At 72.9% G+C, this 12,737-nt stretch carries 11 protein-coding genes; 10 read left to right on the top strand and 1 reads right to left on the bottom strand.

Annotated elements, in window-relative coordinates:
* The first annotated feature begins 249 nt into the window (after positions 1-249).
* The 10 genes from infC (at position 250) to BX286_RS08590 (ending at position 11,348) form a co-directional block, all read left to right on the top strand.
* The gene (gene infC, locus BX286_RS08635; protein ID WP_079425212.1) at positions 250-963 is read left to right on the top strand and encodes a translation initiation factor IF-3; all 714 of its coding nucleotides are present in this window, start codon (positions 250-252) and stop codon (positions 961-963) included.
* A gap of 102 nt (positions 964-1,065) precedes the next feature.
* Positions 1,066-1,260, top strand: coding sequence for a 50S ribosomal protein L35 (rpmI, locus tag BX286_RS08630; RefSeq protein WP_030387121.1), 195 nt, complete (start codon positions 1,066-1,068; stop codon positions 1,258-1,260).
* Between the two features lie 101 nt (positions 1,261-1,361).
* Positions 1,362-1,748, top strand: a complete 387-nt coding sequence (gene rplT, locus BX286_RS08625; RefSeq protein WP_079425210.1) for a 50S ribosomal protein L20 — start codon at positions 1,362-1,364, stop codon at positions 1,746-1,748.
* A gap of 135 nt (positions 1,749-1,883) precedes the next feature.
* Positions 1,884-2,741, top strand: coding sequence for an RNA methyltransferase (locus tag BX286_RS08620; protein WP_079425208.1), 858 nt, complete (start codon positions 1,884-1,886; stop codon positions 2,739-2,741).
* A gap of 55 nt (positions 2,742-2,796) precedes the next feature.
* Positions 2,797-3,909: an ATP-binding protein gene (locus BX286_RS08615; protein ID WP_121014804.1), complete on the top strand. Its 1,113-nt coding sequence runs from the start codon at positions 2,797-2,799 to the stop codon at positions 3,907-3,909.
* A gap of 168 nt (positions 3,910-4,077) precedes the next feature.
* The gene (gene pheS, locus BX286_RS08610) at positions 4,078-5,205 is read left to right on the top strand and encodes a phenylalanine--tRNA ligase subunit alpha (RefSeq protein ID WP_079425206.1); all 1,128 of its coding nucleotides are present in this window, start codon (positions 4,078-4,080) and stop codon (positions 5,203-5,205) included.
* Positions 5,205-7,733: a phenylalanine--tRNA ligase subunit beta gene (gene pheT, locus BX286_RS08605; RefSeq protein ID WP_079425204.1), complete on the top strand. Its 2,529-nt coding sequence runs from the start codon at positions 5,205-5,207 to the stop codon at positions 7,731-7,733. Before pheS ends, pheT begins: the two co-directional genes overlap by 1 nt.
* Before the next feature lie 184 nt (positions 7,734-7,917).
* Positions 7,918-8,973: a PP2C family protein-serine/threonine phosphatase gene (locus tag BX286_RS08600; protein WP_079425203.1), complete on the top strand. Its 1,056-nt coding sequence runs from the start codon at positions 7,918-7,920 to the stop codon at positions 8,971-8,973.
* Positions 8,974-9,427: 454 nt separating this feature from the next.
* On the top strand, positions 9,428-10,765 hold the full coding sequence (locus BX286_RS08595; protein WP_100865058.1) for a transcriptional regulator: 1,338 nt from the start codon (positions 9,428-9,430) through the stop codon (positions 10,763-10,765).
* A 52-nt stretch (positions 10,766-10,817) separates the two neighbouring features.
* Positions 10,818-11,348 (top strand): NUDIX hydrolase, encoded by a 531-nt coding sequence (locus BX286_RS08590; RefSeq protein ID WP_100865059.1) that lies wholly within the window; start codon positions 10,818-10,820, stop codon positions 11,346-11,348.
* Here the strand turns inward: BX286_RS08590 and BX286_RS08585 are convergent.
* The gene (locus BX286_RS08585; protein WP_187344109.1) at positions 11,345-12,667 is read right to left on the bottom strand and encodes an acyltransferase; all 1,323 of its coding nucleotides are present in this window, start codon (positions 12,665-12,667) and stop codon (positions 11,345-11,347) included. The two genes, BX286_RS08590 and BX286_RS08585, sit on opposite strands and share 4 nt — an antisense overlap.
* Positions 12,668-12,737 lie beyond the last annotated feature (70 nt).

Here is a 12,737-nt window from a genome sequence, read left to right as displayed (position 1 = left end):
GCCCGGCCCACAAGTGGAGGCTCCGATCTCCCACCCGACCGCCCTCCGGGGAGGCGGGTCATCCGGTCAGGCGGTATCCATCGTTCCGTACGGACGATGGAAGGCCGCCGAGTTGCGCCCCGCGGTTCGCACGCGGCGGTGCTCCGGTTGTTTTGGAGCCCCTGCCTGTGCCCGGCGGGGCATTTTTCATTCTCCGCCGCGGTTGAGGTCTGACGACACAAGACGTCAGCGGTTGTCTGCCAGGCAGCCGTGTGGTGCTACCGAGGAGGATCCATCAGCACCGAGCCCCGCATCAACGATCGGATTCGCGTCCCTGAGGTGCGACTCGTCGGTCCCAGCGGCGAACAGGTGGGCATCGTCCCGCTTGCGAAGGCGCTTGAGCTCGCGCAGGAATACGACCTGGACCTGGTCGAGGTCGCCGCCTCCGCGCGTCCGCCGGTCTGCAAGCTCATGGACTACGGCAAGTTCAAATACGAGTCGGCCATGAAGGCCCGTGAGGCGCGCAAGAACCAGGCGCACACGGTCATCAAGGAGATGAAGCTCCGGCCGAAGATCGACCCGCACGACTATGACACCAAGAAGGGTCACGTCGTTCGGTTCCTCAAGCAGGGCGACAAGGTCAAGATCACGATCATGTTCCGTGGTCGCGAGCAGTCCCGGCCGGAGCTCGGCTACCGACTGCTGCAGCGTCTCGCGGAGGACGTCCAGGACCTCGGCTTCATCGAGTCGAACCCGAAGCAGGACGGCCGGAACATGATCATGGTTCTCGGTCCGCACAAGAAGAAGACCGAGGCGATGGCCGAAGCCCGCGAGGCGCAGGCCGCCCGCAAGGCCGAGCGTCAGGGTGGTGCCGCCGCCGAGGCCGCTCCGGCCGACGCGGAGGCCGCTGAGGCGGAGTCCGCCGAGGTGGAGTCCCCCGAGGTCGCCGCCGACGGCTCTGCCGAGGCGAACGCCGAGGCCTGATTCCGGGGCAGCCCGTCTCGGATCACCCACACAACATGACGCTCCCGCCAGCCGGTCCGCAAGGACCGGTGGGAGCGCCACCGACGAGGAGATAACGGCGCTATGCCGAAGAACAAGACGCACAGCGGTTCCAAGAAGCGCTTCAAGATCACCGGCTCCGGCAAGGTGCTCCGTGAGCGCGCCGGCAAGCGCCACCTGCTCGAGCACAAGTCGTCCCGTGTCACCCGCCGCCTGACCGGTACCGCGGAGATGGCCCCCGGCGACGCCGCGAAGATCAAGAAGCTTCTCGGCAAGTGACGTCCTTCCGCCCCTCTGCGGGGGCGGGACGTCGAGACCGGGACCCCATCGAATTCGGGCCGTGTGAAGACAACCACGGCCCCGCTACAAGGAGTTAAAAAGTGGCACGCGTCAAGCGGGCAGTAAACGCCCACAAGAAGCGCCGGGCGATCCTCGAGGCGGCCTCCGGCTACCGCGGTCAGCGTTCGCGCCTGTACCGCAAGGCCAAGGAGCAGGTCACCCACTCGCTGGTCTACAACTTCAACGACCGCAAGAAGCGCAAGGGCGACTTCCGTCAGCTGTGGATCCAGCGCATCAACGCCGCTGCCCGCCAGAACGGCATGACGTACAACCGCCTCATCCAGGGTCTGAAGGCCGCCAACATCGAGGTGGACCGCAAGATGCTGGCCGAGCTGGCCGTCAACGACGCCAACGCGTTCGCCGCGCTCGTCGAGGTCGCGCAGAAGGCCCTCCCGGCCGACGTGAACGCGCCCAAGGCCGCCGCGTAAGGCATTCGCCGGCCCGATGGACTGGGGCCGGCACCCACGGACCCGCAGGCGCTCGCCTGCGGGTCCGTGTGCGTTCGCCCCGCCCCGCACGGCCCCGGCCGCGCACCGGACCACCCGAGAGAGAACCCTGAGAGCATGCCCACCCCCGCCGAGCTGATCTCCCCCCGATCCCCGCGGGTGGCCGCCGCACGGCGGCTGGCGCGGCGCAACTTCCGCACCAAGGAGCGCCGGTTCCTCGCCGAGGGCCCCCAGGCCGTCCGCGAGGCGGTCGCGCACCGCGGTTCCCAGGGCGCCACCCTGATCGAGCTGTTCGCCACCGTCGAGGCCGCCGAGCGCTACCCCGACATCGTCGAGGCCGCGCTGCTGGGCGGCGCGCGGGTGCACCACGCCTCGGACGAGGTGCTCGCGGAGGTCTCGCAGACCGTCACCCCGCAGGGGCTCGTCGGCGTCTGCCACTTCCTGGACTCGCCCTTCGAGGAGATCCTGAAGTCCGGTCCCCAGCTGGTCGCCGTCCTCGCGCACGTCCGTGACCCCGGGAACGCCGGCACCGTCCTGCGCTGCGCGGACGCCGCGGGCGCCGACGCGGTGGTGCTGACCGACGCCTCGGTCGACCTCTACAACCCCAAGTCCGTCCGCGCCTCCGTGGGCTCCCTCTTCCACCTCCCCGTGGCCGTCGGCGTCCCTGTCGAGCAGGCCGTGGCGGGGCTGCGGGCGGCGGGCGTACGGATCCTCGCGGCCGACGGCGCCGGACAGGACGACCTCGACGCCGAACTGGACGCCGGCACCATGGGCGGCCCGTCGGCCTGGGTCTTCGGCAACGAGGCCTGGGGCCTGCCCGAGGAGACCCGGGCGCTCGCGGACGCCGTCGTGCGGGTCCCGATCCACGGCAAGGCCGAGAGCCTGAACCTCGCCACCGCCGCCGCCGTGTGCCTCTACGCGTCCGCGCGTGCACAGCGGGCGCCCGGAGGGTGCCGCTCCGTGACCCCCAGCTAGTAATGTGGCCGTCCGGGGGCCCACTGAGCTACCCGGAGATGTGGGGTACGGGGACATGACCGTCGGCACGAACAGCTCGCCGGTGACCGCGGGAGCCGCGGAGCGGTTCCGGGACACGCCGGACGGGGCCTTCGCCCTCGACCCCGACGAGCTGCCGGACGGCCTCGTCGTCGCCGACCACACCGGGCACGTCGTCTGCTTCAACCGGGCCGCCTCCAGGATCACCGCCATCACGGTCGGCCAGGCCCTCGGCGCCCGCATCGAGCGCGCGCTCCCGCTGGAGGACCTGGAGGGCCGCCGCTGGTGGACCCTGACGGACCCGTACGGCGGCCTCGCCACCCGGCGCGGGCAGCCGGAGCGGAACCTGCTGCTGCCCGGTGGCCGCGAGGTGCTGGTCTCCGCCGCCTACGTGCGCACCCACCCCACCGGCCCGCTGAGCCGCCTCGTGGTCACCCTGCGCGGCACCGAGGCCCGCCGCCGCACCGAGCGCAGCCACGCCGAGCTGATCGCCACCGTCGCGCACGAGCTCCGCTCCCCGCTGACCTCCGTCAAGGGGTTCACGGCGACCCTGCTCGCCAAATGGGAGCGGTTCACCGACGACCAGAAGCGGCTGATGCTGGAGACCGTCGACGCCGACGCCAACCGCGTCACCCGCCTCATCGCGGAACTCCTCGACATCTCCCGCATCGATTCCGGCCGCCTGGAGGTGCGCCGGCAGCCCGTGGACATCGCGGCGGCCGTCGGCCGGCACGTCCAGGCCCTCACCGCGAACGGCCAGGCCCCCGAGCGGTTCCTCGTACGCGTCAGCCGCCCGCTGCCCGACCTGTGGGCCGACCCGGACAAGATCGACCAGATCCTGGGCAACCTCCTCGAAAATGCGGTGCGGCACGGCGACGGAACGGTCACCATCGACGTAGCGCCGTACGAGAAGGGAACAGCCGTCACCGTGACCGACGAAGGCCCCGGGATCCCCGAGGAGTCGATGGCCCGCGTCTTCACCCGCTTCTGGCGGGGGAGCAAGCGCGGCGGCACCGGCCTGGGCCTGTACATCGTCAAGGGCATCGTGGAGGCCCACGGCGGCACCATCACCGTCGGGCGCGGACCCGGCGGCGGCGCGGAGTTCCGATTTATGCTGCCCGTGAGCGCGCCGGCCTACCTCACCCAGTAGCCCTGCGGGGAGTCTCGCCAGGCGGCCCACGGGCTTCCTCACCCCCGGCGGCCCTTAGACTCGTCCTTTGGCACCTTTGTGTCCTTGTGCCGATCACGCCGATCAGCCGATCGAGTCGTGCGAGTCGTGCGGGGACCCACCAGCCAGCCATCGGAAGTACGGGAAGAGATGTCGGCACCGAACAAGTCGTACGACCCTGTCGAGGTCGAGGCACTGAAACCGGAAGAGATCGAGCGCATGCGGGACGAGGCGCTCGCCGCCTTCGCGTCCGCCGGCGACCTCGACGAGCTCCGCGAGGCGAAGACCGCGCACATGGGCGACCGCTCGCCCCTCGCGCTCGCCAACCGCGAGATCGGCGCCCTGCCGCCCCAGGCCAAGGCCGAGGCGGGCAAGCGCGTCGGACAGGCCCGCGGCGCCGTGAACAAGGCCTTCGGGGCCCGCACGGTCGCCCTGGAGGCCGAGCGCGACGAGCGGGTGCTGGTCGAGGAGGCGGTGGACGTCACGCTGCCCTACGACCGCGTTCCCGCCGGCGCCCGCCACCCGCTGACCACGCTGATGGACCGCATCGCGGACATCTTCGTCGGCATGGGCTACGAGGTCGCGGAAGGCCCCGAGGTCGAGGCGGAGTGGTTCAACTTCGACGCCCTCAACTTCACGCCCGACCACCCGGCCCGCCAGATGCAGGACACCTTCTTCGTCCAGGGCCCCGAAGGCACCCAGGGCGACGAGTCCGGCGTCGTGCTGCGCACCCACACCTCCCCGGTGCAGGCGCGTTCGCTGCTGGAGCGCAAGCCCCCCGTCTACATCGTCTGCCCGGGCCGCGTGTACCGCACCGACGAGCTCGACGCGACGCACACCCCGGTCTTCCACCAGGTCGAGCTCCTCGCCGTCGACGAGGGCCTGACCATGGCCGACCTCAAGGGCACCATCGACCACATGGTCAAGGAGCTCTTCGGGGAGCAGACCACCACCCGCCTGCGCCCGCACTTCTTCCCCTTCACCGAGCCGTCCGCCGAGATGGACATGCAGTGCTACGTCTGCCGCGGCGAGTCGGTGGGCAACCCCGACCGCCCCTGCCGTACCTGCTCCAGCGAGGGCTGGATCGAGCTCGGCGGCTGCGGCATGGTCAACCCCAAGGTGCTCGTCGCCTGCGGCGTGGACCCCGAGAAGTACAGCGGCTTCGCCTTCGGGTTCGGCATCGAGCGGATGCTGATGTTCCGCCACAACGTTGAAGACATGCGAGACATGGTCGAGGGTGACGTGCGCTTCACCCGGCCGTTCGGGAGTGAGATCTGATGCGCGTCCCGCTTTCCTGGCTGCGGGAGTACGTCGACCTCCCCGCAGGCGAGACCGGCCGCGACGTGGCCGCCAAGCTCGTCGACGCCGGCCTCGAGGTCGAGACCGTCGAGCAGCTCGGCGCCGGCCTCAAGGGCCCCCTCGTCGTCGGCCAGGTGCTGACCATCGAGGAGCTGGAGGGCTTCCGCAAGCCCATCCGCTTCTGCACGGTCGACGTCGGCCAGGCCAACGGCACCGGCGAACCGCAGGAGATCGTCTGCGGCGCCCGGAACTTCTCCGTCGGCGACAAGGTCGTCGTGGTCCTGCCCGGCGCCGTCCTGCCCGGCGACTTCGCGATCGCCTCGCGCAAGACGTACGGCAAGACCTCGCACGGCATGATCTGCTCCGGCGAGGAGCTCGGCATGGGCGACGACGGCACGCACGGCATCATCGTGCTGCCGCCGGAGTACGAGCCGGGCACCGACGCGATCGAGCTGCTGGAGCTCGTCGACGAGGTCCTGGACATCGACATCACCCCGGACCGCGGCTACTGCATGTCGATGCGCGGTGTGGCCCGCGAGGCCGCCACCGCCTACGGCCTGCCGCTGCGCGACCCGGCCCTGCTCGACGTGCCCGCGCCGAACTCGTACGGGTACGCGGTGAAGATCTCCGACCCGCAGGGCTGCGACCGCTTCACCGCCCGCACGGTGACCGGCCTCGACCCCGAGGCGCGCTCCCCGATCTGGCTCACCCGCCGCCTCCAGAAGGCCGGCATGCGCCCGATCTCCCTCGCCGTCGACATCACCAACTACGTGATGCTCGAACTGGGCCAGCCGCTGCACGCCTACGACCGCTCGCGCCTCGACGGCGAGATCGGCGTCCGCCGTGCCGAGCAGGGCGAGAAGTTCACCACCCTCGACGGGGTCAAGCGGATCCTCGACGCCGAGGACCTGGTGATCACCGACAACAGCGGCCCGATCGGGCTCGCCGGTGTCATGGGCGGCGCCAACACCGAGATCGCCGACTCCGTCACCGACCCCGAGACCGGCGCCGTCACCGGCACCACCGACGTGGTCATCGAGGCCGCGCACTTCGACTCCGTGTCGATCTCGCGCACCGCCCGCCGCATGAAGCTGTCCTCCGAGGCCTCCAAGCGCTTCGAGCGCGGTGTCGACCCGCTGGCCGCCGCCGCGGCCGCGCAGCGCACCGTCGACCTCCTGGTGCTGCTCGCGGGCGGCACCGCCGAGGCCGGGGTCACCGAGCTCATCGCCCCGGGCGCCCCGCGCACCATCGCGATGCGCGCCGACCACCCGGACCGGGTCGCGGGCATGGACTACGGCCGCGAGACCGTCGTGCGCCGCCTCCAGGAGATCGGCTGCGACGTCTACGGCCAGGACGAGCTCGTCGTCACCGTCCCCTCGTGGCGGCCCGACCTCGCCGCGCCGAACGACCTCGCCGAGGAGGTCATCCGCCTGGAGGGCTACGGGAACCTCCCGTCCACCCTCCCGCAGGTGCCCTCCGGCCGCGGTCTGACCCCGCGCCAGCAGCTGCACCGCCGCGTCGGCCGCGCCCTGGCCGGCGCCGGCTACGTCGAGGCGCTCAGCTACCCGTTCATCGGCGAGGGCGTCTTCGACCAGCTCCAGCTGCCCGCGGACGACGCGAGCCGCCGGGTCGTCAAGCTGGTCAACCCGCTCTCCGACGAGGAGCCGGCGCTGCGCACCACGCTGCTGCCGGGCCTCCTCGGCGCGCTGCGCCGCAACGACAGCCGGGGCAGCCACGACCTGGCGCTGTTCGAGACCGGCTCGGTCTTCCGCGCCGGCGAGCAGCCGGGTGCCGCCGTGCGGCTGCCGGTCGACCGGCGTCCCACGGACGAGGAGATCGCCACCCTGGACGCGGCCCTGCCCGCGCAGCCGCGGTACGCCGCGGTCGTGCTGGCCGGCGCCCGCGAGCAGGCCGGCTGGTGGGGCAAGGGCCGTCCGGCCGACTGGGCCGACGCCGTCCAGGCCGCCCGCGCGCTGGCCGCCGAGGCGGGCGCCGAGCTGGTCGTCCGCCAGGGCCAGTACGGTCCGTGGCACCCCGGCCGCTGCGCCGAGCTGGTCGTCACCCTCGACGGCGCCGAGACGGTCATCGGCCACGCCGGTGAGCTGCACCCGCGCGTGGTCAAGGCCCTCGGTCTGCCGGCCCGCACCAGCGCCATGGAGCTCGACCTCGACCGCCTCGCGGCGGCCGGCGGCGAGGCCCTTCAGGCGCCCCGGATCTCCACCTTCCCGGTGGCGACCCAGGACGTCGCGCTGATCGTCGACGGGTCCGTCCCGGCCGCGGCCGTGGAGGCCGCGCTGCGCGAGGGCGCCGGCGAACTGCTCGAATCGCTGCGGCTGTTCGACGTGTTCACCGGCGAGCAGGTCGGCGAGGGCAAGAAGTCCCTCGCCTACGCGCTGCGCTTCCGCGCGCCCGACCGGACCCTGACCGCCGAGGAGTCCACGGCCGCGCGCGACGCGGCGGTGGCGCTCGCCGGCGAGCGGACCGGGGCGGTGCTGCGCGGCGCCTGATCCGCCGTGAGCAGGACCTGCTGAGGGGCCCGTCCGGACCACCGGACGGGCCCCTCGGGCATATCGGCAGGCATATCGGACGACGCTCACTCATTCGGGTGAGAACGGCCTCCGGCCGTGTCCGGTACGTCTGGAGGTCGACACAATCGTTCCGGCCGACGAGCCGGAGGGGAGCGTCCTGCGGATGATCACGCGCCGGGAGATGCACCGGGCGCGCCTGGGGTGCGTCCTCGCCTGGGGCGGCGCCGCGGTGTCCTGGGAGCTGTCCACCCCGGGCCCGCTGGGGCCCAGCCTCGCCACCTGCGCGGCCTTCCTGGTCCTGGCCACGGGCTGCGCCCTGCACATCCGGCGCGGCCTGGTCGCCGAGCTGCGGCGCTCGCGGGAGATCGCCGGGGCCACGCAGCGGGTCCTGCTGCGGCCGCTGCCGGGGCGGATCGACGGGCTGGCGCTGTGCGCCGCCCAGCTGTCCGCGAGCCGCGGGGCGGCGGTGGGCGGGGACCTGTACGAGGCCGTGCCGACGGCGTACGGGGTGCGGGTGGTGATCGGGGACGTGCGGGGCCACGGGCTGGCGGCGCTGGGCGCGGCCGCGGCGGTCCTCGGGTCCTTCCGCGAGGCGGCGTACGACGAGCCGTCGCTGGGCGGGGTCCTGCTGCGGATGGAGCGCTCCCTGCACCGGTACCTGCGGGAGCGCGCCCGGGCCGAGCACCCCTCGGCCTGCCCGGCCGATCCGGAGTCCCCGGTCGCGGAGGACTTCGTCACGGTCCTGCTGCTCCAGATCGCTCCGGACAACACGGTCCTGGCCCTGAACTGCGGCCACCCCTGGCCGTATCTCCTGCGCCGCGCGCCGGTACCGCAACCCTGCGGGGCGGCTTCCAGCGGTGGCCGGGGGAGCAAGGGCGGGGCGGGGAGCGGGTCCGCGCAGCGGCACGCCGAGGCGCGCGTGCTGGACGGGGGCGACCCGTGGCCGCCGCTCGGGGTGCTGCCCGTACCGCCCGGCGTCCAGCCGGAAGAACTCGGCCAACTCCACCCCGGAGAAGCGCTCTTACTCCACACCGACGGCGCCGAGGACGCCCGCGACCGGCACGGCCGGTTCTTCCCCCTCGCCCGTTTCCTCGCGGCCCAGCAGACGCTCACGCCCGCGCGGCTGGTCGCGGGCGTGCACGCCGCCCTGCTGCGCCACACCGGAGGACGCCTCGCCGACGACGTCGCGCTGCTCGCGCTGCGCAACGACCGCACCTGACCGGGCACCGCACCGGCCACCGGGGACAGGACCCGCCCGGCCGGGGGGAGTGGAACGGCCCGGGCGGATCCGTGTCACCGGCGATGCCGCTCCGCACCGGGCCGGTGGACGGACCCGGTGCGGAACCGGCCGGGCTCGACGGGGGACCCACCCGGCGACCAACCGGGCGGCCCCCGCGGAGCCGTGGTGCGCCGCCCGCCCGCCATGGAGTGTCGGGCAGACAGCAGGGCGGGCGGCGCGTTGCCGGGTCGTCGCACTGTACGAGGGGGAGCCGACGACCGGGCGGCCTCCTTGGCGAGGCTCTTAAGTGAAGCGCGGCGCGGGCCCTCCGCGGCAGGGTGCGTATCGCATTTATGCGCGTTCTTGCTTCACACCCCGTGTGAATTGCCCGCACCCCACCCCGCGCGAACCGCCGAGCCACTAGCCTGAAGCCGACGAGCCCTTGGAGGGGCCCATGCAGCCCAACGCCCTGCTCGACGCCCTCCTCGCCGAGGCGGGCATGTCCCACGCCGGACTTGCCGCGCACGTCAACCAGGCGGGCCGGTCCCGCGGACTCGCGCTGCGCTACGAACACACCGCGGTCTCCCGCTGGCTGAAGGGGCAGCGCCCCCGCGGCCAGGTGCCCGACCTCATCTGCGAAGTGCTCGGCGGACGCCTGCACCGCCCCGTGGGCCTCGACGACATCGGGCTCGGCATCCCCGGCCGGCAGACCGCGCACGCCACCCGGCTCAGCGGCTTCGTGGACCGGGCCACCGCCCTGTGGCGCTCCGACGAGCTGGGCCGGCCCGCGCAGCTCACCGCGCAGGCCCTCACCGGCACCCCCGCCGTCATCCCGGTGTGGGAGTGGGAGAACCCGCCCGAGGACGCCGACGTGTCCCGCCCGGGCACGCAGCGGATCGGCCCCGAGCACATCGAGATCCTGCGGGCCGCCCGGGCCCATTACGAGCTGATGTACCGCCGGGCCGGCGGGATGGCCACCCGGGCCCGGATCGTCCGCTTCCTCGGCAGCGAGACCGCCCCGATGCTGCGCGGCGGCTACTCCGACGACGTCGGGCGGCAGCTGCACCGTGCCACCGGGTCCCTGGTGGCGGTCGCGGGCATCTGCGCGTACGACTCCGACGCGCACGGACTCGCCCAGCGCTACTTCCACCAGGCCCTGCGCCTCGCCAAGGCCAGCGGGGACCGGGGGCTCGGCGCGTACGTGATCGCCCTGCTGGTCAACCAGTCCCTGCACCTGCGGGACTTCCGCCAGGCCGTCGCCTTCGCCGAGGCCGCGCTGCGGGCCGCGGGCAGCCGGACGACCCCGGCACTGGCCGCCGACCTGTACGCGATGCAGGCCAAGGCCTACGCCCAACTCGGGGACACGTCGGCCGCCCTGGCCTGCATCCGGCGGGCCGAGACGGCCGCCGAGCGGATCCGGCCCGGCAGCGAGCCGGCCGAGACGGGCTACGTCCAGCCCGGGCTGGTCAACGTACAGGTGGCCGAGGCGCTGCTCAGTCTGGGCGACCTGGACGCCGCGCACGAGCAGGCCGCCGAGGCCGTCGGCACCCCGGCGCACGACCGGGGGCGGGTGCACCGGCTGGCCATGCTGTGCGAGATCCAGCTGCGCCAGGGGGAGGCGGACCGGGCGGTGGCCTCGGCGGCCGAAATGGCCGAACGGGCCAAGGGGATGGAGTCGCTGAGGCTGCGCGACCGGCTGCGAACGGTCCGGGAGGCGCTGCTGAGCAGTGGCTGTGCCGGTGCGGAGGAGACGGCCGCACTCATCGACGGGGCGCTGCGCGTTCCCCTGTGACGGTCCCAGCTGCTGCCATGTTGCCACCTACGAAGCGGAAGGCGGCAAAACCGTGCAGTGGACGAACCTGAGCGAGCAGACCGTGTACAAGAACCGCTGGTTCGACGTGAACCTCGCGGACGTGGAACTTCCCGACGGACGGCACCTGGACCACTTCGTCATCCGGCTGCGGCCGGTCGCCGTGGCCACGGCCGTCAACGAGGCGGACGAGGTGCTGCTGCTGTGGCGCCACCGGTTCATCACCGACAGCTGGGGCTGGGAACTGCCCGCCGGGGTGGTCGAGGACGGGGAGTCCGTGGAGGCGGCGGCCGCCCGGGAGATGGAGGAGGAGTCGGGCTGGCGGCCCGGCCCGCTCCACCACCTGATGACCGTCGAGCCCTCCAACGGGCTCACGGACGCCCGCCACCACCTCTACTGGGCGGACGGGGCCACCCGCATCGGCGAACCGGAGGACGCCTTCGAGTCCTCGCGGCGCGAGTGGGTGCCGCTCAAGCTCGTCCCGGACATGATCGGGCGCGGGGAGATCCCGGCCGCCAACATGGCGGCCGGACTGCTCCTGCTGCACCACCTGCGGCTCGGTTAGCCCTCCTCCCGGGCGGCGGCCGGCCACCGCCGGACCGCCGCCTTCTGGACCCGCCGGCCGAGGTTCTGCACCGGGATCTCCACCAGCCGGTACATCAGGTGGCTCACGGCCAGCGCCGCCGCGACGAGCAGCACGGCCCACACGGCCCGGCCCAGGGCCGAGTGCGACAGCGGCACCCCCACCACGGGAGCGAGCGCGTGCACCAGCGGGACGTGCACCAGGTACACGGAGAAGCTGATCGCGCCGAGCCAGGTCAGCACCCGGGGGAAGCGCCGCCGCCGGAGCAGGAAGCCGAGCCCGAACACGGCCCAGGCGGCCAGGTAGGCCGACGACCAGGAGATCCAGCCCAGCGTCCAGGTGTGGTTCTGGAAGCCGTCCCGGTTGTACAGCCAGCCGACCAGCACACCCGAGACGACCACGAAACCGCAGGCGAGCAGGGACGGGACGCGGCCGCGCGCGGAGTGCTGCGCCCGGTACACCGCCGTTCCGGCGAACATGGTCGCGAAGATCGTCCACGTCTCGTACCAGGGGGCCCGGCTGTTCAGCGTGACGAGCACCAGGCCCAGCCCGGCCAGCAGCAGCGCGCCCGCCCGGGTCGGACCGGGCCGGCCGCTGAGCACCCCGGCGAAGCCCGTGAGCACGACCGGGACGACGACCAGCAGGGCGAGGCGCACCGAGTGGGGGTCCGGGGTCAGGAGCCTCTCACCGACGGCCGTGCCGACCGCGAGGGCGAGGGCGGCGCAGCCGGCGGCGATGGGGGCGCTGTGCCGGTGCAGGCCGCGGGTGAACAGGGCGGTGACGAAGAAGTAGAAGACCATCTCGTAGCAGAGCGTCCAGGTGACGTTCATGCCGTTGGTGACCCCGAGCACGTCCTGAAGCAGCAGGCCGTTCGTGATCAGCGAGCTCAGGTCGTCGCCGGTGCGCAGGACGCGGATCGCGCCGTCCCCGGACGGCAGCACCAGGAGCGAGACGACGATGGTGACGATCAGGGCCGGGTGGATCCTGAAGAACCGCCCGATCCAGAACCCCCGGACGTCACCGCGGCGTTCGAGGGAGGCCGGGATGATGTAGCCGCTGACTATGAAGAACAGCATGACCCCGAACAGGCCGAGGTCGAAGTTCCGTCCCACGATCTTCCCGGCGGGCAGCATCCGCAGGACGCCGAAATGGTGGAGGGCCACGACGAGGGCGGCGAGGCCGCGCAGGGCGTCGAGCCAGCCGAGCCGGGCGGCCGCCGAGGTCTTCGGGGCCGGGGAGGGAGACGGGGACGGGGCGCCGGAGGTGGGGGGCCGCACCGTTGCGGTCGTGGGGCTGTTCACCGGCAGGACCCTAGCGGCGCCCCGGCCGCCGCGCGGGCGACCGAGGCGCTTCTCACACCATATTCACGGC

This window comes from Streptomyces sp. 3211.6 (assembly GCF_003634815.1).
Lineage (GTDB): Bacteria > Actinomycetota > Actinomycetes > Streptomycetales > Streptomycetaceae > Streptomyces > Streptomyces katrae_A.
Note: the sequence above shows the minus strand (reverse complement) of the source record. Positions and strands in the feature narration are given on the sequence as shown.